The following is a 23,328-nucleotide window of genomic DNA, read 5'->3' as shown; positions in this document are numbered from 1 at the left end:
TAAATAAGTTCACAAAGTAACCAAAAAAGAGAATTATACTTCTCTTTTTTTTATAGATTTGATTTTTAGCAAGTTTTCGTTAATAAAATTCTAAGTAATCGGTTGCGGTAGCTGTTTATTTATACTATCTATTTTTGTTGCTAAAAATAACATTTATCACCCTGCTTATTTTTATTTTTATTAAGTGTAATCAGTGGCTTATGGTGAAGTTGCATTTTTTTTGTTATTTTTGCTACGCCTTGCTTTTGTGATCACTGCAGGGTTTTAAAACAATAAATGAAAACATGCTAGAAACTGTTTTTACATAGGTCTATATTTAGCGACAGTTTGATTAGAGACACGATTACTTACAATTATGTTAGTTACATTAGGCGAGGGGGATATTGCCGTAACGAGCTAGTTAGTAATTGAATGTTTCAATTGTATTTATAATGATTAGGAGCAAAACATGTTTAAAAACCTTTTTGCCAACCTGCAGAAAGTTGGTAAGGCGCTTATGCTGCCTGTATCAGTACTTCCTGTAGCTGGTATTCTTTTAGGGGTTGGTGCTGCCAACTTTAGTTTCCTTCCAGAAGTGGTTTCTCACTTAATGGAACAAGCAGGTGGTTCTGTATTTGGCCAAATGGCTTTGCTATTTGCTGTGGGTACTGCACTTGGTTTTACAAACAATGATGGTGTAGCTGGTCTAGCTGCTGTTGTTGGTTACGGCATCATGGTTGCTACACTTAAAGTGATGGCGACAGTAATGGGTGTTGATGGTATCGAGACTGGTGTTCTTGGTGGTATCCTTGCTGGTGGTGTTGCTGGTTGGGCTTTTAACAAGTTCTACCGTATCCAACTTCCTGAGTACCTTGGCTTCTTCGCTGGTAAGCGTGCAGTGCCAATCGTGACTGGTTTTGTATCTATCGCTCTAGGTTTGGTTCTTTCTGTAATTTGGCCACCAATTGGCGGCGCAATTGCAGCGTTCTCTGATTGGGCTGCAAACCAAAACCCAGTAATGGCATTTGGTATCTACGGTGTAATCGAACGTTCTCTAATTCCTTTTGGTCTTCACCATATTTGGAACGTACCATTCTTCTACGAAGCTGGTTCTTGTGTGAACAGCGCTGGTGAGCAAGTAAATGGTATCATGACTTGTTTCCTAACTGCTGATGACGCATCTCGTGCTGCGGGCAATGGTTTTGGTCAATTAGCGGGTGGTTACCTATTCAAAATGTTCGGTCTTCCTGCTGCTGCAATCGCAATTGCACATTCAGCAAAACCTGAAAACCGTGCAAAAGTAATAGGCATAATGATATCTGCTGCATTAACTTCATTCCTGACTGGTATCACTGAACCAATTGAATTTGCATTCATGTTTGTTGCTCCAATTCTTTATGTTATTCATGCAGTGCTTGCGGGCGTGGCATACATGCTAACTAACGCCTTAGGTGTAGTACACGGTCATACGTTCTCAAATGGTTTCATTGACTTTGTAGTTCAATCTCCACGTGCAGAGAACATGCTGCTTCTAGTTGGTCTTGGCCTTGTTTACGCTGTTGTTTACTACGTCGTATTCCGCTTTGTAATTAAAGCAATGAACTTGAAAACGCCTGGTCGTGAAGACGAAGATGAAGCGGCTGTAACGGTTACTGGTTCTGAGCTTGCTGGTGAGTTAGTCGCGGCATTTGGTGGTAAAGAGAACATCACAAACCTTGATGCTTGTATCACTCGTCTACGTGTATCGGTAGCAAGCGTTGAAGCCGTTGACCAAGATAAACTGAAAAAACTTGGCGCAGCTGGTGTTGTTGTTGCTGGTTCAGGTGTTCAAGCTATCTTTGGTACTAAGTCTGATAACTTGAAAACAGATATGAATGAGTGGATTAGTCATAACTAATTTGCGATTCTATCGATGAATAATAAAAGGAGACTTTTGAGTCTCCTTTTTTGTGCTTCTAGCTTGAAGAAAATCGAAGATAAGCAAAGGTATTATCGTTCAGGGAATGAGACTTCTTGATTTGAGTCTAGCCAAGTGGGGTATTTTTTCATAATGGAGAGAAACAGCTCAGAATCAATGAAAGTCGTAAGCCAGTGCTGTACGTGTTGATATTTACTTTGGTTAAACCATTCAATATTAACGAACGCAAATTGTCGAATAAAAGGAAGAATAGCTAAATCAGCTAAGCTATATACATCACTAAATAGCATTCTTGAAGTAGAGAGTTGTTGCTCCAGTCTTTCTAAAAATAGCTCCCCTTGTTCACGATAATAGAGTTCTGTGTTCTCAGGGTAACGATCTGCATATTTGTATTTATCCAACCATCCTTTAAATACATGGTCGTTTTCTTTTATTAATAAATACATGGAAGCTGTGGTTGATAATAGTAATTTTGAATCCTCTAAAGCCCACTTCATGATATCTATGCTTTGATCGATTACAGTACCATCTTTTTTAATTAAAACAGGCACAGTACCTTTGGGGGAAGCGAACAGCATCTCTTCGGGTTTATGTTTCAATATAATTTCACGAAGTTGAACTGATTTATTGGAAAGGGCGATACCAAGTCGAGCTCGCATCGCGTAAGGGCAACGTCGAAATGAATAGAGAATGGTCATTTTTACCTTCTAAATTAATTTAAAATGAAACGGCGAAAAAAACAGATCCGAAGATCTGCTTTAAGTATTGTATTGTTATAGGATAAGTTCTAGTTACTGTTCATCGCTTTACGGATACAGAAGGCCGCGCCTCCCCATGTGATCCCTAAACCAATAACCATCATAATGATTGCACCAGTTGTCATATTAAGCCTCCTTGCTTGATTTATTAATAACGATACCAACGACCAACATTGCAGCAATTAATCCCCAGCCAAGTAATAGTAAGTCTGATTGAGTGTAACCACCGTATCCGTCGGTTAATGTATTAACAATATTAGTCCCTAAGATAACCACTAGAAATGCTGGGCTTATAAAGCGTAAGCAGATCTCAAACCATTTACCAACGGTAAACTCAGAGATTTTGTTGACATGCGAACGTATGTCTGCAAGTTTTACCAACCAACCCATGATAAATAATTCAATTAAGCAACTTGCTAGTAGAGCAATGTTATTAATGAAATAATCAACTAAATCAAGTAGTAATAGTCCACCATTAGTAGCAAATGCCATAGAAACAACCAGCCCTGTACCACAAACAACAGAAGCGGCTTTTTTACGAGACCATTTTAGTTTGTCGATAAATGCAGAAGTAACGGCTTCAATAATTGAGATATGAGAACTTAGTCCAGCAACAACTAAAGCAAAGAAGAACAGGGGACCAAGAATATAAGGAGCAGGTAATAAATTGATGGCTGCTGGAATAGTAACAAATGCAAGACCAACACCAGCACTAACGACCTCAGTCAATGGTTTGCTTTGTTCATGCGCCATATTTCCTAGGATAGAGAAAATAAGAATACCAGCGATAATAGAGAAACCACAGTTAATCAATACAGTCATAAAAGCATTGTTATTTACGTCAGACTTTTCAGGTAGGTAACTTGAATAAGCCAGCATGATTGCGAAACCGACACTTAACGTAAAGAAGATTTGACCATAAGCGGCTGACCATACTTTTGGATCTGTTATTTTACTGAAATCTGGTTGGAACAGGTAATTAAGACCATCTAATGCGCCGGGTAAGAAAATCATACGGCAGATAAGCGCAATAACCATAATAAATAGTAATGGCATCATAACCTTACTAGCACGCTCGATACCACTTTTTACGCCACCAAAAATAGCAGCAAAAGTTATGCCCCATGCAATAATCATAGGAATTGCAATATGCCATTGAATACCACCCAGTTTTGTTGGTGAGTTATCGCCTAGCTTTAAATATTCACTAAAGAAGTAGGCATTTGTATCTTGGCCCCAGCTTTGAGAAAAAGACATACTTAAATAAGAGATTGCCCAGCCAATAACGGCAACGTAATAAACTGCGATAACAGCGGCTATTAATACTTGAAACCAACCAAGCCATTCGTATTTTTGATTTATTTTTGCAAAAGTTCGCGGTGCCGAGCCTCTGAATTTATGACCCATACCAAATTCCATGATCATAAATGGAATACCGGCAGTTAACATGGCAAATAAATAAGGTATAAAGAAAGCACCGCCACCATTCTCATACGCCATGTATGGAAAACGCCAAATATTACCTAGACCGATAGCAGATCCTACTGCAGCAAGAATAAATCCTGCACGAGAACCCCATTGTTCGCGTTTCATCAAATACTCCTTGTAAAAATTTTTCCCTGAGAAATGAAGCTAACTTAGTATCATTCTCTATTAAATTTGAAATCAATTTGCTCAAACTAGAGGTATTAGCTAAGCATTACAGGCAGATTACCTATTAATACATGTTAAGGCAACATGACAGAAAGGTAGCTTAATGTGATTTATCTAGCCAATTATGCTGTAATTATGATTTTTTTTAGCGAATAGGTTTGTTTTAGGTGGGATGTTTAGAGTGTATATTTGTTAAATAAAGGTTAAGTAAATGATTGTATTTTTGTAAATAAATTCCAGTTGATGGGAAAGTAACCGCATTAATTGGAATTTATAAAACAAGGGGTGACATGAGTAAGTTAAAAACTGAATCGTAAGCCAAGATTCCCTTGAACTTGATTCATCCAACTGCTTTCATAACGAATAACACATCTACTTTGTGTTGAACCAGAGACGCAGGCGCTGTCAAAACTGCTGCCAACAGAAGTGCCTAACCAACGGGCTTCTAACTGTAATGCAACATTGTCAGTAAAGTGATATCGCAACCCAGTAAAAGCACCGACAGAGAAGCGTAAATTTTCATCACTCCAGCTTACATCGGTATAAGTTGCGCCAAGGCTTAATCCTAAAAATGAACTTAGTTTAGGGATAAGGGAGTAATCTAAAGCGCTTTGGAAATGTAAATAATCAAATCGTGTTTTATTGCCCAGTGATTTTACCTCACTGCTTTGAGTACTATAAAATAGTCCAATACGACCTGTTTCAAAATCCGTTTCTATAGCAAAAGATAAAACGTTATCTCCATTGATCTTATAAGAATCTCCAGCACTGTTGGTCACTTCACCGCCAGAAGAAAACCCAATAGAGGGCGTAAGATATACCTGAGCAAATATTGGTAAAGGCAGTATGGCCAGCAGCCCCAGTAATGACGTCCGTTTCATTTTTCCTCCTAAAATAGGTTCTAATTTTGATAATTTGTATTTAGTCGCATAGCGACTGATCTTATCCCTAAGTTTGAATTATTATGCTGGCATTGTGATGCTAATACCAACTTGGCAGTCAATTTTCTTTGATTCCTTGAAGATACCTCAAACTAGTGTTAATTTTTTGTTACTGTACAATAACAAGGAGTCGTTATGGATAGTGATTTCAAATTTGCACTCATTACAACTATAGCCGTATTTTCTGGCCTAGCTTTTTTCGGAAGCTTGGTTTTAATGGCATAAAAATAAACGCTATTAAATAAAAAGAGCAACCAATACACAGTGGTTGCTCTTTTTTAGTTTCTGGAATGTTAATGGTGAAACATTACGCGAGTGCTTGAAGTGGTAAGTAGGTTTGCCATGCATTTGTATATAGTGATTGAGATAAAGTTCTCAATTTAGTCACTCGAGCATCTTCAAACTGAGTGAATTCTCGCTTTTCCAGAAGTGCTAAACGTTCAATGTTTTGAATTTCTTCATACAATTTATGCTCTGCACCATTTTTTACTATCGCAATGTCTTTTAAATGCAGCTGTATTTCTGCGACCAGTTTTGTTTTTGGTAATTCAACGAGCAATTTTATGTCTCGGTAGCCTGACTTTGCTGGCTGTGCAAAACGGTTAGTGACACTCAGTACGGTTGTTTCTCTATTTATTGATTCATAAGCCGTCACCAAATCAGGTATTGAATCGGCAACGATGGTCCCTCTTACCATGTCAGTTAACTGGTTAACTTGACCATTTAACTCTTGTTCAATTTTTAATAAGGCACGTTCTGCGCTCTTCACTCCAGCAAATTGGGGCTGAGAATTAGAGATCAAAGCGGTTTCTTTACACAGATTTTCTAGCTCTCTTTGAGCTTGATGTGCTTTTGAATTTAAAATATCAAAATCATCGTAAGGCTGATGTGAGAAATAGTTCCAATTTTGAATCGAAAGTAGACCATTTAGGCTGTGAAGGACATGTTGATGATCGATCTCTGATTGGTTTGCTTCTTGATAATCAGGCTCAATAAACTCAATTAATGAGGAAGCTTGTGCTTGAGGTCGTCCAAATACTAATACCATCAGGACTGCAGCACGGGCAAACTTTTTCATTCTTTTTCCTTAGCAAGACAGAAAGAAATAGCAACTAAGTAAAGCGTATCTTAGCAACACCTAACTAAGGAAATATGGGCACAGTTAGCAGATTCAAGCTTTAGAAAATGGCCTTTGTTTAGGTTTGAGCCAAGCATCACATATTTGCATATATTGTCGAAAAATTAACACAATAAATAAAATCATATGTTCTTTTTAAAGGGTTATTTTATTGACAGAGTATGAATTTAATTCCAGATAAAATGGTAAGTGAAATTGAAGTGCCTTTTTACTCACAAAGTCTGTTATTTAGCGGCTAAATGTGTAAAATCGAGTCTTCTTTTTTATACCTAAATTTAGAGTACAAGTAGGTTATCTATGACAGCAACAAATGAACTATTGCAGGATTTAAAAGCTCGTGGGCTTATTGCACAGTGTACAGCAGACGAAGAATTAGCTGAGCACCTTTCTACTGACTGTCGTACTCTTTATTGTGGTTTCGATCCGACAGCAGACAGTTTACATATTGGTAGCCTAGTACCTTTATTAGTTCTTAAGCGTTTTCAGCAAGCGGGTCATAAGCCATTAGCGCTTGTTGGGGGTGCAACGGGTCTAATTGGTGATCCAAGCTTTAAGGCGGCTGAGCGTCAATTGAACACATCTGATGTAGTGGGTGATTGGGTTAATAAAATCCGCACTCAAGTTTCTGCTTTTGTTGAGTTTACAGAAGAGAAAAATGGCGCAGAAGTCGTGAACAATCTAGATTGGATTGGTGAAATCAATGTAATCGAGTTCATGCGTGATGTAGGTAAACACTTCAGCGTAAATGCAATGATTCAAAAAGAATCTGTGAAGCAACGTATTGAGCGTGAAGGTTCTGGTATCTCATTTACTGAGTTCAGCTACATGCTGCTTCAGTCGTATGACTTTGCTGCGCTAAACAAAGCAAAAGGATGTACGCTTCAAATAGGTGGTTCTGATCAGTGGGGTAACATCACTGGTGGTATCGATCTAACTCGTCGCATGAACCGCAACAAAGTATTTGGTTTAACACTTCCTCTAGTAACAAAATCAGATGGTACCAAATTTGGTAAAACTGAGTCAGGTACAATTTGGTTAGACCCAAGCAAAACATCACCATATGCTTTCTACCAATTCTGGTTAGGCACTGCGGATGCTGACGTATATAACTTCCTACGTTTCTTCACTTTCCTATCTGTAGATGAAATAGCTGCAATTGAAGAAAGTGATAAGAGTGTTCAAGGTCGTCCTGCAGGTCAAGGCGTCCTTGCTAAAGAAGTAACTCGTTTGGTTCACGGCGAGGAAGGCTTAGCTTCTTCTATCCGTATTACTGACGCATTGTTCTCAGGTGATCTGGCATCACTAACTGAAACTGATTTAGCACAACTAGCGCAAGATGGTCTGCCAACGACTGAGCTTGACGCTTCTGAGCAAACTATCGTTGAAGTGCTGACTCAATCTGAACTAGCAAAATCAAATAAGATGGCGCGTGAATTTATTGGTAATGGTGCGGTTTCAGTAAACGGCGAAAAAGTTGCTGATTCTGAAGCTGTTCTTAAGAAAGAAGACGCATTATTCGGTAAATACAGCGTAATTAAGCGTGGTAAAAAACTGTTTAATTTATACGTTTGGAAATAAGAATAAATTAGTAATGGACTGGAGTAGATAACTCTAATTCATTGCTTTATATTCAGACAATAAAAAGCGAACCGCATTGGTTCGCTTTTTTTATGTTTGTTAATTTTTCTATTTAATTAACGGTGTTTAGGCTTGCGTTTAGGCCCTGTACTATTTGGTTTATTGTTTGAATAACCATTACGAACGCCATTTTTTTGTCCGCTTGATGCTGGCTTATCTGAACCTGTATTTCCACTAGGTTTTCCACCGTTGCCATTGCGGTTTTGACCTTGAGAGCTAGGCTTACCGTTACGGTTATTCTTATTTTGACCACCGCGACTATTACTATTACGTGGATCACCATCAAACTGTGCTTGAGTATGCTTAGTTGCAAAACGTTTCGCACCGTGACGTCCTGTTTGACGACGTTCAGCAGGTGTTTGTGTATCAATATCGTCTTCAGGCACTAAACAGTGTGGCTTGTCACCAATAAGGTGCTTTTTACCCATCTCTGTTAGTGCTTCACGGATCATTTTCCAGTTTTTAGGATCGTGATAACGTAATAAGCCTTTATGTAATCGGCGTTGACGTTCACCTTTTGCCACTGTTACATCTTCACGTTTTTTATATTTCACGCGTTTCAGTGGGTTTGTTTCTGAGTAATACATTGACGTTGCATTACACATTGGTGATGGGTAGAAATTCTGAACCTGATCACACTCTAGGTTGTTTTTCTTCAGCCACATCGCTAGGTTCAGCATATCTTCATCTTCTGTACCCGGATGAGCAGAGATAAAATAAGGGATAAGATATTGCTTCTTACCGGCTTCTTGGCTGTATTTTTCAAACATAGACTTAAATCGATCGTACGTACCCATACCTGGCTTCATCATTAAATCTAATGGGCCTTTTTCGGTATGCTCTGGTGCAATCTTCAAATAACCGCCAACGTGATGGGTGACTAACTCACGCACGTATTCTGGAGATTCAATGGCTAAGTCGTAACGAACACCAGAAGCAATTAATACTTTATTAATGCCTTTGACTTTACGTGCTTCACGGTACAAATCAATTGTATGTACGTGATCAGTATTTAACTTGTCACAGATCTTAGGGAAAACACATGAAGGGCGACGACAGGTTGCTTCTGCTTTAGGAATAGAACAACCTAAACGATACATGTTAGCGGTTGGGCCACCAAGATCTGAAATTGTGCCGGTAAATCCTGGAACTTTATCTCTAATTTCTTCTAATTCATTAATAATAGATTCTTTAGAGCGGTTCTGAATAATACGACCTTCGTGTTCTGTAATACTACAGAATGAACAACCACCAAAACAGCCACGCATAATGTTGACTGAGGTTTTAATCATGTCATACGCAGGGATCTTTGCTTTGCCATACATAGGGTGTGGAACACGTGCATAAGGCAAGTCAAACACAAAATCCATCTCTTCGGTTGTTAGAGGGATTGGTGCTTGGTTTACCCATAATTCACGATCACCATGACGCTGGATTAATGCACGACCAGAGTATGGATTGGTTTCTAAATGCATAATACGACTAGCATGAGCATAAAGAATACGGTCACCGTTTAGTTTTTCATACGGTGGAATACGAATTGCTGTTGTTTTTGAATCATGGCGAGAGGCTGTTACTGTAATAACTTGTGGCTGCTCTTCTTTTACTTCAGCTTTGTTAGTTTCACATTGCTCTTCTGTTGCGTATGGATTGATTGGAACAAAAGCAGCTTTACCTGGCTTTTCAATACGAGAAGAGTCAATGATTTTAAAGCCTTCAGGTTCTGCGGGTAGATTTACCGCAGTACCACGAATGTCAGTCATGGTTTTTATATCTTCGCCATTAGCAAGACGGTGAGCCACTTCGACTAAAGCACGTTCAGCATTACCAAACAGAAGTATGTCACCTTTGGCATCAAACAATACAGAGCGACGAACTTTATCAGACCAGTAATCGTAATGTGCTAAACGGCGTAGACTTGCTTCAATGCCACCTAAAACAATAGGCGTATCTTTAAACGCTTCACGACAACGTTGAGAATATACCAATACAGCACGGTCAGGACGCTTACCTCCTTCATTGTTTGGAGTATAAGCATCATCATGACGAAGTTTTTTATCTGAGGTATAACGGTTGATCATTGAATCCATGTTACCAGCAGTGATACCAAAGAATAAATTTGGTTGACCAAGAGCCATGAACTCGTCTTTGTTGTCCCATTTTGGCTGAGCAATGATACCAACGCGAAAGCCTTGTGCTTCTAGCAAACGTCCGATGATCGCCATACCAAAACTTGGGTGATCCACGTACGCATCCCCAGTTACAATGATAATGTCGCAGCTATCCCAACCAAGTTGGTCCATTTCCTTACGAGAAGTAGGAAAGAAAGGGGCTGTTCCATAGCATTCTGCCCAGAATTTCGGGTATTCGTTTATTGGAGTTACGTTGTGCATTAGTTCACCTCAGAATTTGGAGGCAGAATTATACCGATTTGCGAATGATTTAACCAGAAAAGAAAGCCCTCAATATAAGTAGGGGCGTCTAATAGCAGGATAGAACTAGATGTATAAACGGCATAAATAGGTAACAGAAATGGCTAAAAAAGAGAGGGTAAAAATGATAGCCGTATCTTTAATCATGGGAAATGTGATCGTATCGGCGAAAGTATTGAATAAGACAAATGTATCTTCAATTAATAAAATTTACGTGAGCATGAGGTGAATTTTTTGTAAGGAAAGTGCCTATTGGCTAAAAAATCACAGAATAAAATCAAAAAAACGCCAGTAGTATTAACCACTGGCATTTAAGAATCGTTATCTATCTAACTTAGTTATGCATACATTGGAACAAGTACCATGGTTCCTACAATTACAGTGATCAAACCACAAATAACAGGGACAGAAGTACGTTTCACAACTTCAAATGGGCTGATTTTCGCCATACCAGATGTCGCCACAATAACACCAGATACTGGAGAGATTGTGCGACCAAGGTTAGAGGCTTGAAGCATTGGGATGATAAGGAACGCAGGGCTAAGACCCATTTTACCTGCCAATTGTGGTGCAAGTTCTACGAATGCATAGAAAGGTGCGTTACCAGAACCTGTTGCAATAGCCGCTGCTACTGTTAGACCAGTAAGAAGAAGCATTAGTGCAACACCACCCGCACCAGCAGAGTCAGCAAGGTGAAGTAAGTTATCAATCGCACCAACAGACATTAGGCCTTGTGCAAATACACCTGCCGCCACTAATAGCATTACCACACCTTTAAAGGCATCAGCCATACCAGCATAACAAGACTCTAGATCTTCTAGCGTTGCTCTGCCATCTAGTTTATTAGTGACAAAGTTAATGACTGCACCAATGAAAATTGAACCCACAACGATAGTATAAATATCTAAAGATAAACCTGGGATAGTTTCACCATTGAAGACAAAGACACCAACGATTGGCAAGAAAGGTAAAATCGCATAGTAAGAAGGAGCGTTTACTTCCATTGCAGAAATATCTACTTTTTCCATTGGCGTATTTTCTTTCTTATCTAGGTATTTATTCCAGAAGAAAGCCGCTGCTGCCATTACAATTATTGCACAGATTGAAACAGGTAATACCGTCTCAACCGCGAATGTATGTAGAGGAAGGCCAGATTTTTCTGCTGCAACAATAACGTCACCAGAAGTAGGAGAAAGAATGATTGCAGCTGGAGATGCACAAACGGCTACTGCTGCTGGACGAGAAATCCCCATTGCTGTCATCATTGGGAATAGTGTTGCCATTAATAGCACACCAAGACCCGTTGCTGAACTTACCGCAAGAGACATTAGACACGCCACGATATAAGCGGCAACCAACAAAACATAAGGTGATTTAATAAATGCTAATGGTTTAGAAAACTGTTTTACAACCACATTGTTTGCGCCAATGTGAGTCATGTAAGAAGCAAAACCACAAAGTAGCATGATCTGCATGCCTAGACCGCCCCCACGATATTGCAGCATATATTTCACGTACTCTAACGCATCAGTTAGTAAGTTACCTGTCGCGGTAACTTTTGCAGGTAAAACGGTATGGCCTAATAAGCCAGCAATAATCAGTAGTGCCAAACCTGCAGTGAGTAGTACGCCAGCGGCTTTATATCCTTTTACGATAAAGTAACCGACCAAAACGGTAATTACTAAACCAATCATTAACTCCAACATGGAATTTCCCTCTATTAAGATTTCAAAATATAAAAATAGTGTAACTTATCTACATTCTCTTACACATTTCGTAATAGAAACTTACCTAATTTTCACCTGTAGCACATCTGCTACTTAGTACCTTCATGATCTAAAACAAATAAAAAACAATTCTGTTAATAAGATGATGCGCAACTGTTGTCCTTGTTGCCTTGAAAGGATAAAAACTTGAAAAGTAGATAGCTTAAATTTGAGATCTTAATAGAAGTGGATTGTTTTTCGAGCGCCACTAGACGAAGCAAAAATAGCGTTTATACTATCGTCATTCTACTATTTAGCATTCTAAAATCCGGCCATAATTATGTTCTTTCAAACCTTACAATATATTCTTATTCCAGCTCTTTTAGGGGCGCAAATATTATTAACGATCATTTTGCATAAAGGGGATATTTGCCCAGGTCAACGAGGTCGTATACATAAATGGTTGCCAGTGTTGATTCTAGGCTGGTGTGTTATTGCCGGTGTAGGCATGAGTTACGCCTCAATTTTTGCGATTAATTTTGTTCCTGCCATCGCCATTGCTGGTTTTTACTTAAGTGTTAAAACGGGTAAAACGCGTGATAAAGGCCCCTTAATAGTTATGGCGCTTGCTAATGGTTTTGCTGCAGCAAGTTTTGTTAATTTAGCTTTGGGTTCAGGTTCATTTACCCAGCTATTTTTTGCGGTTACTGGCCCATTCTTATTTGGATCATTATTAGCGCACCTTCTATTAACTCTAGCGAGAACTCGTTTACAGGCATTTCATAAACTATTACCAATCAGTGGAATAGTGAGTGGGATAGTCATGTCGGTTATTTTGTTATGTCAAACGTTAAGTGTTCATGAGATATTTTTGGATCGAATGGCTATTAAGCTCGGTATTGCGTTAAGTTTGATGTTAGTAAGTATTGGTTTTTGGAGCTTTCACTTATACAAACAGCAAGCAGTGAAGTGGCAAAATCTAGCACTAGCAATCGTAATTATGGCTATTTCTGGTTATTATCAATTTCAGTTGTTTTTTGTGATGTAGTCCACGCATTTATTCTTAAAACTGGTCTACTCTAAGTGTGTCTCTTAAGCAATATGGAGGGTGAAGATTGGATTTAAGTAATGCTCACGGACTAGAAAGTGGAATTCTACTCGGCATAATTAATGAAAAATTGCGATTGGAATGTCACAGCCTAGAAGAATTATCTAGTATGTATGAGCTTGATACACAAGGAGTTCAAGACAAGCTCAGTGGCTTGGGTTATCAATATGACCCATTAACGAATCAATTTAAAAATAAATAGGTTTTTTAACACACGCAATAGAATACACACTTCGTTTAAGTCATTTTAATTCCATCTAAATGACTATAGCTCTGCTGTTTCGCAGTAGAGAAAAATGCTTGTAAATATTTTTTATCATGTTCGCTGTCTCTAACGGCAGCGAACAATCTTCGCCATAAACCTTTCCCTAACGGTTTGCTCTCAATTAAGCCTTGCCTTGAAAACTCACTGATAGCCCAATTAGGTAATGCTGCAACCCCTAAGCCTGCAGACACCATTTGTATTAACATGAGTGTGTTCTCTGCTTGTTTCCATTTTGCTGGTTCTACATGGTTTGGCGATAGGAAATGTTTTACTACATCTAAGCGCTGTTTTTGTACAGGGTAAGTCAGCATGGTTTGATCGAGTAAGTCTTCAGGTTCTACATATTCTTTATTGGCAAGCGGGTGGTTAGTTGCCATTACTAGGCGCATTTCGAAATCAAACAACGGCTCATAATGAACCTCTCCACGAGGTTGGATATCAGAGGTAATAACGAGATCTAAATCGCCATTAACCAAAGCAGGTAAAGGCTCAAATCCAAAACCCGATGAAAAATCCAACTCTACTTCTGGCCAACCTACTTGATATTCTTTAATGGCAGGCATTAGCCATTGAAAGCAAGAATGACATTCAATGGCCATGTGTAATCGTCCCTGTAAGTCTTCTTTTAAACTCGCAATGTCATATTCAGCTCTGGCCATTTTCGGCAAAATATCATCTGCTAACTTTAATAAGATCTCACCTTCTGAGGTGAATTTTACCGGGCGGGTTTTACGTAAAAAAACATGATTACCAAGGCGTGCTTCAAAATCTTTCAGTTGGTGAGAAAGGGCTGACTGGGTTAAATGGAGCGCATTAGCTGTTGCGGTTAATGAGCCAGTGTCACGTAATGTAGTTAAGGTTTTTAAGTGTTTTAATTCAATCATTACTGTTCCTCAAGATCCGTTTGAGTAAGTCCAACAACCCTCACAGTAAAGTGAAAAGGCCATAAAGTAAACATCTAGACGGCTAAATAAAATTAGTGCATTTAAATCAAGTAGGGATTAGTTGAAATTAATTCATAGTCAAAATGAAGTATTCGACGTTGTAGACTGTGATGAAAAAGGTCATTGTTTAGCCATCCAAACGGCTAAGGGAATTAGGCAAATGACAACAAAATTAAACAATACAGTAGGAAAAACAGTCACTCATATTTTAGGTTATCCACGAGTCGGTGCTCAACGAGAGTTAAAGTTTGCTCAGGAAAAATATTGGCGTGGCGAGATAGGACAAAAAGAATTACTGGCCGTGGGCAGTGAGCTACGTCAGCGCCATTGGCAAGACCAATCCACATCAGGGCTAGATTTTGTTACTGCGGGTGATTTTGCTTGGTATGATCATGTATTAACCACAAGCTTGCTTTTAGGCCACGTGCCAGCTCGGCACAATACTGGTTTTCCTGACTTAGATACCTTATTTAAAGTGGGTCGTGGTCAATCTCAAAACAGCTGTGGTTGTGGTGAAGCGGCATCAGACATGACTAAGTGGTTCAATACTAATTACCATTACATCGTGCCAGAATTTTCTAAAAACGATAAATTTAATGTCAGTTGGTCACAACTTTTTGATGAAATTGCTGAAGCACAAAAGCAAGGCCATAACGTTAAGCCGGTGTTACTAGGGCCGCTTAGCTACCTTTGGTTAGGTAAAGAAGTAAATGACGAAGAGGTAGAACAAGGGTTCGACCGTTTGTCTCTTTTGCCTCGTTTATTGACGGCTTATCAAGCTATTTTCTCCAAGTTATCTGCGCTTGGTGTTAAATGGGTTCAAATTGATGAGCCAATTCTGGCACTAGAGCTACCAAAAGCATGGGCAAATTCATTCAAATTGGCTTATCAAGTAATCCAAAGTGATGTGAAATTACTCTTAACAACGTATTTTGATGGCGTCGAACATCATTTAGATAAAATCACAAAACTCGCGGTAGATGGTTTACATATTGATATTTCTGCCGATCCACACCAGTTAGATGCAATAGTGAGTGCATTACCAAAAGAGTGGGTATTATCCGTAGGTGCAATTAATGGCCGTAATGTATGGCGTGCAGATTTAGAGCGTTTGCATGAAAGATTGCAACCTGTGAAAGCTAAATTGGGTGATAAATTGTGGATTGCAAGCTCATGTTCATTACTGCATAGCCCAGTAGATTTAGAACAAGAAACAGAATTATCACAAGAAACGACTCAATGGTTTGCCTTTGCAAAACAAAAACTAAAAGAGGTGACTTTGTTAGGTGATGCTTTAGATGGTAACCAAAATGCAATCTTAGCGTGTCATCAATACAGTCAGCCACTGCGTGAACGTGAGAGTGCAGAACACATTAATAAGCCTGCGGTACAGCAACGCTTAGCCGCTATCATTCCTGCATTAGCAGAGCGAGCAGAAGCATATGCAATCCGTGCACAGCACCAAGCTGAAAAATTAGGTTTGCCATTACTACCAACCACGACAATTGGATCATTTCCACAAACCTCTGATATTCGTCAACAGCGCAGTGCCTACCGTACTGGCAAGTTGAACAAGCAAGATTATGTTACGGCAATGAAAGGGCATATAGCCGACGCAGTTGAGCGTCAAGAACGTTTAGATTTGGATGTGCTCGTGCATGGTGAGGCTGAGCGTAATGACATGGTTGAATATTTTGCGGAAAACTTAAATGGTTTTCAAGCAACGCGATTTGGCTGGGTGCAAAGTTATGGATCTCGTTGTGTCAAACCAGCAATCGTGGTGGCAGATATTGAACGTGAAGCACCAATCACGGTTGATTGGACGCAATATGCTCAATCGTTAACGACTAAACAAATGAAAGGGATGCTGACCGGGCCAGTTACTATTCTTGGTTGGACGTTCCCTCGTGAAGACATTACTCGTAAAGAGATTGCACAGCAGTTAGCATTAGTATTGCGTGATGAAGTTTCTGATCTTCAACAAGCGGGCATTAATATTATTCAAATTGATGAACCTGCGATTCGTGAAGGGTTACCAATTAAAAAGAGCGATCAAAAAGCGTATTTAGAGTGGGCAGTAGAAGCGTTTAAGATCTCCGCAGCAAGTGCGAAATCAGAAACACAAATTCATACTCACATGTGTTACAGCGAGTTCAATGAGATTATTGAATCAGTAGCGGCATTAGATGCGGATGTGATTACTATTGAAACCTCTCGTTCAAATATGGAACTGCTAAAAGCGTTTGAAGATTTTAACTATCCAAATGAAATTGGACCGGGTGTGTATGATATTCACTCACCAAATATTCCAAATGAAGAGTGGATTGTTGATTTAATTGAAACTGCAGCAGCAAAAGTGCCTGTAGAGCGGTTATGGGTAAATCCAGATTGTGGCTTGAAAACACGTAACTGGAAAGAAACAGAAGCGGCGCTAGAGAATATGGTGAAAGCGGCAAAAACGTTGCGTAAGAAATGGCAAGTTAATGCAGCTTAGCTAGATAAATGAATATTATTGGCCAATAACGTTCATTTACGTGAGACCGGATTAAAAGCGAAACACCTTCATTTAGGTTTTCGCCTGCAAAGCTGTGAACCTGTCTGCTTGCAAGATATAAGAGTCCCCCTGACTTGAACAGAGACAAAAAAGACACGCAATTTTCATCGCGTGTCTTTCTATTTTCGTTAACTAAACTCTATTACTAGAGCATAAAATTAGTTAATTACTTTTTCTTCAGCTTGCTCAGCTTGAGAAGCTTGGATAGCCGTTAGAGCTACTGTGTAAACGATGTCGTCTACTAGAGCACCACGAGACAAGTCATTTACTGGCTTGCGCATACCTTGAAGCATTGGACCAATAGATACTAGGTCAGCAGAACGTTGAACCGCTTTGTATGTTGTGTTACCCGTGTTTAGGTCTGGGAATACAAATACAGTCGCTTTACCTGCAACAGGAGAGTTAGGTGCTTTAGAAGCCGCTACGTTTTCCATGATTGCAGCATCGTACTGTAGAGGACCGTCGATCATTAGATCAGGACGTTTTGCTTGAGCAAGTTTTGTTGCTTCACGTACTTTATCAACGTCTGCACCCTTACCAGATTCACCAGTAGAGTAAGAGATCATTGCAACGCGAGGATCGATACCAAATGCCGCTGCAGAGTCAGCAGATTGGATAGCGATTTCAGCAAGTTGCTCAGCTGTTGGATCAGGGTTGATCGCACAGTCACCGTATACAAGAACTTGATCAGGCAGAAGCATGAAGAAGATTGAAGATACGATAGAAGCATCTGGTGCTGTTTTGATGATTTGGAACGGAGGAACGATAGTGTTTGCTGTGGTATGAACCGCACCAGACACAAGACCGTCGACTTCACCAGCTTCAAGCATCATAGTACCAAGGAATACAGAATCTTGTAGTTTTTCACGAGCCACAACTTCAGTCATGCCTTTCGCGCCACGTAGCTCAACTAAACGAGCAACGTAGTTTTCACGTACAGCTTCAGAATCGATGATTTCAACGCCAGCACCAAGTTCAACACCTTGTTGCGCTGCAACACGACGGATTTCTTCTGGGTTACCAAGAAGAACACAAGTCGCGATACCACGCTCAGCACAGATAGCCGCAGCTTTAACTGTACGAGGTTCATCACCTTCAGGAAGAACGATACGCTTAGCCGCTTTACGAGCAAATTCAGTCAACTGGTAACGGAATGCTGGTGGGCTTAGACGACGTATACCTTCAGTACCTTCAGATAGAGAGTCAATCCAAGGGCCATCAATGTGGCTAGCAACGTGTTCGTTAACAAACTCAATACGCTCTTTATCATCTGCAGGAACTTCAAGGCTGAAGCTTTGTAGATTTAGAGAAGTCTGCCAAGTGTTACCTTGCGCTGTGAAGATTGGAAGACCAGCATCTAGTGCAGGCTTACAAAGTTCAGCGATTGATTTAGGGATCTCGTAACCGCCAGTTAGTAAGATAGCACCGATTTCAACGCCGTTCATTGCAGCAAGACATGCAGCAACAATAACGTCAGGACGGTCAGCAGAAGTTACTAAAAGAGAACCTGGTTTGAAGTGCTCAATCATGTGCGGAAGAGAACGTGCACAGAAAGTGATGCTCTTAATACGACGAGTCGCGATTTCACCTTCGTTAATGATTTCAGCATTAAGGTGCTTAGCCATATCGATAGCACGCGTAGCGATTAGATCGATTTTCCAAGGCACACAACCAAGAACACGAATAGGGCTAGAGTTGAAGATTTGCATTACTTCAAGATTAGTCTTAGTCGTAGCATCTGCATCATCAAAGATTTCAGATAGGTCAGGGCGAGTACGGCCCGCTTCATCAACAGGTGCATTTAGTTTGTTGATGATAACGCCAGCGATTTGTTTGTTCTTAGTGCCGCCGAAGTTAGAACATGCTACTTCGATACGCTCTTTAAGTTGAGAAGGATTATCTGTACCAGGAGTAGCTACAAACACAATCTCAGCGCCCAGAGTTTTTGCTATCTCACCATTTAATTGGTTAGCAAATGGGTGCTTACGAGTAGGAACAAGACCTTCGATAAGCGTCACATCAGTATCTTCACTGATAGACTTATAACGAGCAACGATTTCTTCTAAAAGAACATCAGTCTGATCGTTACGTAGAAGTTCTTCTGCACGAGAAACTGTTGTAGGTTCTGCTGCTTTAATATCGCTGCTGCTAGTCACGATTGAAGTAGTTAGATCGGGTTGATCACCACCGTGACGAGGTTGAGAGATAGGTTTGTAAAAAGAAACGCTTACGCCTTTACGTTCCATCGAACGTAAAACACCCAAACTTGCGCTAGTTAGACCAACACCAGCACTGATTGGAACAAGCATAATAGTACGAGACATGGAAGATTCCTCTACACTATTGGGGCAAGAGACCTTATTGAAAAAATAAAGCCATAGAAAGAAAAAAGGCTAACCTAATGGCTAGCCTTTTAGGAGATATATTATAGACCAGTTAATTTAGCTGTGTCTTCTGCGATTACTAGCTCTTCGTTAGTAGAGATAACCATTGCAGGGATGCGGCTGTTTGCTGTAGTGATAGTACCTTCACCACCGAAACGGGCTTTAAGGTTAGCTTCGCCATCAACTTCGATACCGAAGATACCTAGACGGTTAAGAACCATTTCACGGATTGGTGCAGAGTTTTCACCGATGCCGCCAGTGAAAGTGATTGCGTCTAGACGACCTTCTAGAGTTGCTGTGTAACCTGCAACGTATTTAGCTAGACGGTGACAGAATACATCCATCGCACGAGTTGCTTCTTCTTTCTCACCGTAGTTGTCTTCAACGAAACGGCAGTCAGAAGTCACTTGAGTTAGGCCTTGTAGACCAGACTCTTTAGTTAGCATGTTGTTGATTTGCTCAAAAGAGTAACCTAGTGCGTCATGTAGGTGGAAAACGATCGCAGGATCAATATCACCACAACGAGTACCCATTACTAGGCCTTCAAGAGGAGTAAGACCCATAGAAGTATCTACAGATTCACCGTTCTTGATTGCACATACAGATGCACCGTTACCTAGGTGACAGTTGATGATGTTAACTTCTTCAACTGGCTTGTTTAGTAAACCAGCTACTTCACGAGTGATGAACAGATGAGAAGTACCGTGCATGCCGTAACGACGGATACCGTGATCTGTGTATAGGTTGTACGGTAGAGCGTATAGGTAAGACTCTGCAGGCATAGTTTGGTGGAAAGCAGTGTCAAATACGGCAACGTTTTGAAGTTCTGGGAAGTTATGCTTCGCAGCTTCGATACCAATTAGGTGCGCTGGGTTGTGAAGCGGTGCAAAAGTTGCAGCGTCTTGAATACCCTTAAGTACTTCGTCAGTGATTAGTGCTGACTTAGTGAATTGCTCACCACCGTGTACGATACGGTGACCGATAGCGCCTAGGTTAGCTTTAAGCTCTGGCTTAGAAGCAAGGATAGTTTCTACCATAAACGCTAGTGCTTCTTCGTGTGCTGCACCTTCACCTAGTTGAGCTTCATGCTTGCCATCAAGTTTCCACTTCATACGAGCTTCAGGAAGACCAAGACACTCAGCAAGACCAGTTAAGTGCTCAGCACCAGATTCTGCGTCAACAACCGCAAATTTAAGAGAAGAACTACCGCAGTTTAAAACTAAAACCAGCTTAGACATGTATAAATACCTATTTATTCATCAGTAATTAAAGTTATGTCGTAAATGACACAACAATGACAAATACAGTTAATTCAGAAGATTATTACCGCATTTGCATAAAAAAGTTGGCTATCCTTAGAAAGAGCATTACAGCAGTCCTTGCCGATTTATCCTATTTTAGCTTATAGTAGAACTACAGCAAAAAAATAAATCAGCGCATAGGATAACGATTGTGCGCTAAGATAACAAAAATATTTTAAGATAATATTAATTCTAATCAAGTTTATTCTGTATATTTTTGAATTATTAAACTTTTGTTTAGAAATTAAGGGGGCAATATGAGTGAAAACGGTTTTCTATTCCGATTTCGAGACGGCCAGACCTACATGGACGCTTGGCCTGAGCGAAAAGAGTTAGCTCCAATGTTCCCAGAACCTCGTGTAATTAAGGCAACTAAGTTTGCCGCAAAGGTAATGCCAGCAGTTGCTGTTATTAGCGTACTAACCCAGATGGCTTTCAATAATACAGCAGGGTTACCACAAGCGATTATCATTGCATTGTTCGCATTAAGTATGCCATTACAAGGTTTCTGGTGGTTAGGTAATCGAGCGAATACAAAATTACCACCTGCGCTCGCGAGTTGGTACCGAGAGTTATATCAAAAAATCATAGAGTCAGGAGCTGCATTAGAGCCAATGAAGAGCCAACCACGTTATAAAGAATTAGCTAACATTTTGAATAAAGCATTCAAGCAGTTAGATAAAACGGCTTTAGAACGTTGGTTTTAACCATTTGTAACATAAATTTGATGTAATAAAAAAGGAGCTAAGATTAGCTCCTTTTTTATTTTAAACCTCAACATTCTGAATAAACTAGTACTCAGATTGTTGAAATAGGAATTACATACGCTCTAGCGTTTCAATACCTAATAGCTCTAAACCTTGCTTGATTGTCTTAGCGGTTAATGCAGCCAGTTTCAGGCGGCTTTGCTTAACAGCTTCGTCTTCGTTGTTAAGAATAGGGCACGCTTCATAGAAGCTAGAGAATTGACCAGCAAGTTCGAATAGGTAAGCACACATTAGGTGAGGTTGACCTTCACTTGCTACCGCTTGAACTGCTTCTTCAAATTGCATTAGTTTAGAAACAAGTGCTTTTTCTTTCTCATCAGTGATCTTCACTTCACCCGTTAACTCATCCATAGACAAGCCAGCTTTGCTGAAGATAGAAGCTACACGAGTGTATGCATATTGCATGTAAGGTGCTGTGTTCCCTTCGAATGCAAGCATGTTGTCCCAATCGAAGATGTAATCTGTAGTACGGTGCTTAGAAAGATCTGAGTACTTAACCGCAGCCATTGCAACAGTAGTCGCAATTTTTGCTTTTTCTTCAGCTGATAGATCTTTGTTTTTCTCTTCGATTAGTTTTGTTGCACGCTCTTCTGCTTCATCAAGAAGATCAGCTAGACGAACCGTACCACCAGCACGAGTTTTAAATGGACGGCCATCTTTACCTAGCATCATACCAAACGCGTGGTGCTCTAAAGATACGCTCTCAGGAACATAGCCTGCTTTACGAACGATAGTCCACGCTTGCATTAGGTGTTGGTGTTGACGTGAGTCGATAAAGTAAAGAACACGGTCAGCATTCAATTCTTCGAAACGGTATTTAGCACAAGCGATGTCAGTCGTTGTGTAAAGGAAGCCACCGTCACGTTTTTGAACGATAACGCCCATAGGCTCGCCATCTTTGTTTTTGTATTCATCAAGGTAAACGACTTGAGCACCATCACTCTCAACAGCTAAACCTTGCTTTTGAAGATCAGCAACGATTGGAGCAAGCATGCTGTTATACATACTTTCACCCATTACGTTATCACGAGTTAGTGACACGTTTAGACGATCATAGTTGCGTTGGTTTTGAACCATAGTTACGTCAACAAGCTTCTTCCACATTTCTGCACAGAACTCATCACCACCTTGAAGTTTAACAACGTAACCCCGTGCAGTTACTGCAAACTCTTCATCTTCGTCATACAGTTTTTTAGATTCACGGTAGAAACCTTCAAGATCAGACAGTTCCATAGAAACTTCGCCTTTCTCTTTTTGGATGCGCCCGAGGTTTGCGATAAGCATACCAAATTGAGTACCCCAGTCACCGATGTGGTTCGCACGAGTCACGTTGTGACCTAAAAACTCAAGAGTACGAACAACAGCATCACCGATGATAGTTGAACGTAGGTGACCAACGTGCATTTCTTTTGCAACGTTTGGTGCAGAGTAATCTGCAACGATGTTTTGTTGTTCTTCTTTAGCAACACCTAGGCGTTCATCAGCCAATGCCGCTTCTGCTTGTTGTGCTAGAAATTCTTCTGATAAGAAAATATTGATAAAGCCAGGGCCTGCAATTTCAGTTTTGCTAGCGATGCCATCAAGATCCAAAACATCCAGTACTTTCTGAGCAAATTCTCGTGGGTTTGTGCCTAGTCGCTTAGCTACGCCCATTACGCCGTTAGCTTGGTAGTCACCAAATTGAGCTTTTGCAGATTGACGAACTGCGGCAGGGCTGCCTGCTGGCGCGCCGGCTGCCTCTAAGGCTTGAGAAACTTTGTCGTTAATAAGTGATTGAATATTCAAAGAGTTATCCTTCATATCGCTGTTATACAGGAATGCTGTTGCATGGAAAGCAAAATA

The 23,328-nt window shown here is 40.1% G+C and carries 18 protein-coding genes; 7 read left to right on the top strand and 11 right to left on the bottom strand.

Going from position 1 to position 23,328, the window contains the following annotated elements; genetic code table 11:
* The first annotated feature begins 448 nt into the window (after positions 1-448).
* Positions 449-1,876 (top strand): PTS glucose transporter subunit IIBC, encoded by a 1,428-nt coding sequence (gene ptsG, locus F8B77_RS01750; RefSeq protein ID WP_151653158.1) that lies wholly within the window; start codon positions 449-451, stop codon positions 1,874-1,876.
* Between the two features lie 92 nt (positions 1,877-1,968).
* On the opposite strand, the gene F8B77_RS01745 is transcribed toward ptsG, so the two are convergent.
* From F8B77_RS01745 to F8B77_RS01730, 4 genes are all read right to left on the bottom strand, one after another.
* A complete protein-coding gene (locus F8B77_RS01745; protein WP_151653156.1) occupies positions 1,969-2,595 on the bottom strand; it encodes a glutathione S-transferase in 627 nt (208 codons plus the stop codon).
* 89 nt (positions 2,596-2,684) lie between these two features.
* A complete protein-coding gene (locus tag F8B77_RS01740; RefSeq protein ID WP_130045528.1) occupies positions 2,685-2,780 on the bottom strand; it encodes a MetS family NSS transporter small subunit in 96 nt (31 codons plus the stop codon).
* A gap of 1 nt (position 2,781) precedes the next feature.
* Entirely contained in the window at positions 2,782-4,248 is a 1,467-nt protein-coding gene (locus F8B77_RS01735) for a sodium-dependent transporter (RefSeq protein ID WP_151653154.1), read from the bottom strand.
* 359 nt (positions 4,249-4,607) lie between these two features.
* Positions 4,608-5,189 (bottom strand): porin family protein, encoded by a 582-nt coding sequence (locus F8B77_RS01730; RefSeq protein WP_151653152.1) that lies wholly within the window; start codon positions 5,187-5,189, stop codon positions 4,608-4,610.
* Positions 5,190-5,384: 195 nt separating this feature from the next.
* Here F8B77_RS01730 and cydH point away from each other — a divergent pair, with 195 nt between their 5' ends.
* Complete coding sequence (gene cydH, locus F8B77_RS01725; RefSeq protein ID WP_130045525.1) at positions 5,385-5,474, top strand: cytochrome bd-I oxidase subunit CydH; 90 nt, start codon at positions 5,385-5,387, stop codon at positions 5,472-5,474.
* Positions 5,475-5,556: 82 nt separating this feature from the next.
* Here cydH and F8B77_RS01720 read toward each other — a convergent pair whose 3' ends face one another.
* Positions 5,557-6,327 carry a nucleotidyltransferase family protein gene (locus tag F8B77_RS01720; RefSeq protein ID WP_151653150.1) on the bottom strand — a complete coding sequence of 257 codons (771 nt, stop codon included), beginning with the start codon at positions 6,325-6,327 and terminating at the stop codon, positions 5,557-5,559.
* A gap of 357 nt (positions 6,328-6,684) precedes the next feature.
* On the opposite strand from F8B77_RS01720, the gene tyrS reads away from it, so the two are divergent.
* On the top strand, positions 6,685-7,965 hold the full coding sequence (tyrS, locus tag F8B77_RS01715; protein WP_151653148.1) for a tyrosine--tRNA ligase: 1,281 nt from the start codon (positions 6,685-6,687) through the stop codon (positions 7,963-7,965).
* Between the two features lie 116 nt (positions 7,966-8,081).
* Here the strand turns inward: tyrS and F8B77_RS01710 are convergent, their stop codons facing one another.
* Positions 8,082-10,418, bottom strand: a complete 2,337-nt coding sequence (locus F8B77_RS01710; protein ID WP_151653146.1) for a YgiQ family radical SAM protein — start codon at positions 10,416-10,418, stop codon at positions 8,082-8,084.
* A gap of 377 nt (positions 10,419-10,795) precedes the next feature.
* Positions 10,796-12,163 carry an anaerobic C4-dicarboxylate transporter DcuC gene (dcuC, locus tag F8B77_RS01705; protein WP_151653144.1) on the bottom strand — a complete coding sequence of 456 codons (1,368 nt, stop codon included), beginning with the start codon at positions 12,161-12,163 and terminating at the stop codon, positions 10,796-10,798.
* Positions 12,164-12,503: 340 nt separating this feature from the next.
* Here dcuC and F8B77_RS01700 point away from each other — a divergent pair, with 340 nt between their 5' ends.
* Positions 12,504-13,211, top strand: coding sequence for a hypothetical protein (locus F8B77_RS01700; RefSeq protein WP_151653142.1), 708 nt, complete (start codon positions 12,504-12,506; stop codon positions 13,209-13,211).
* A 67-nt stretch (positions 13,212-13,278) separates the two neighbouring features.
* Positions 13,279-13,473: a DUF4250 domain-containing protein gene (locus F8B77_RS01695; protein ID WP_130045519.1), complete on the top strand. Its 195-nt coding sequence runs from the start codon at positions 13,279-13,281 to the stop codon at positions 13,471-13,473.
* A gap of 35 nt (positions 13,474-13,508) precedes the next feature.
* Here the strand turns inward: F8B77_RS01695 and F8B77_RS01690 are convergent, their stop codons facing one another.
* Positions 13,509-14,420 carry a LysR substrate-binding domain-containing protein gene (locus tag F8B77_RS01690; protein WP_151653140.1) on the bottom strand — a complete coding sequence of 304 codons (912 nt, stop codon included), beginning with the start codon at positions 14,418-14,420 and terminating at the stop codon, positions 13,509-13,511.
* A gap of 220 nt (positions 14,421-14,640) precedes the next feature.
* On the opposite strand from F8B77_RS01690, the gene metE reads away from it, so the two are divergent.
* Positions 14,641-16,974: a 5-methyltetrahydropteroyltriglutamate--homocysteine S-methyltransferase gene (gene metE, locus F8B77_RS01685; RefSeq protein WP_151653138.1), complete on the top strand. Its 2,334-nt coding sequence runs from the start codon at positions 14,641-14,643 to the stop codon at positions 16,972-16,974.
* 218 nt (positions 16,975-17,192) lie between these two features.
* On the opposite strand, the gene pta is transcribed toward metE, so the two are convergent.
* Together pta and F8B77_RS01675 are read right to left on the bottom strand one after the other, a co-directional pair.
* On the bottom strand, positions 17,193-19,358 hold the full coding sequence (pta, locus tag F8B77_RS01680; RefSeq protein WP_060990454.1) for a phosphate acetyltransferase: 2,166 nt from the start codon (positions 19,356-19,358) through the stop codon (positions 17,193-17,195).
* A gap of 101 nt (positions 19,359-19,459) precedes the next feature.
* Complete coding sequence (locus tag F8B77_RS01675) at positions 19,460-20,656, bottom strand: acetate kinase (RefSeq protein ID WP_151653136.1); 1,197 nt, start codon at positions 20,654-20,656, stop codon at positions 19,460-19,462.
* Positions 20,657-20,976: 320 nt separating this feature from the next.
* Between F8B77_RS01675 and yfbV the strand changes: the two genes are divergently transcribed.
* Positions 20,977-21,426 (top strand): terminus macrodomain insulation protein YfbV, encoded by a 450-nt coding sequence (gene yfbV, locus F8B77_RS01670; RefSeq protein ID WP_151653134.1) that lies wholly within the window; start codon positions 20,977-20,979, stop codon positions 21,424-21,426.
* Positions 21,427-21,537: 111 nt separating this feature from the next.
* Here the strand turns inward: yfbV and argS are convergent, their stop codons facing one another.
* On the bottom strand, positions 21,538-23,271 hold the full coding sequence (gene argS / locus F8B77_RS01665; protein WP_151653132.1) for an arginine--tRNA ligase: 1,734 nt from the start codon (positions 23,269-23,271) through the stop codon (positions 21,538-21,540).
* Between the last annotated feature and the right edge of the window lie 57 nt (positions 23,272-23,328).

The sequence above is a fragment of the Aliivibrio finisterrensis genome (assembly GCF_008933155.1).
Lineage (GTDB): Bacteria > Pseudomonadota > Gammaproteobacteria > Enterobacterales > Vibrionaceae > Aliivibrio > Aliivibrio finisterrensis.
This window is presented reverse-complemented; position numbering and strand designations above follow the sequence as displayed.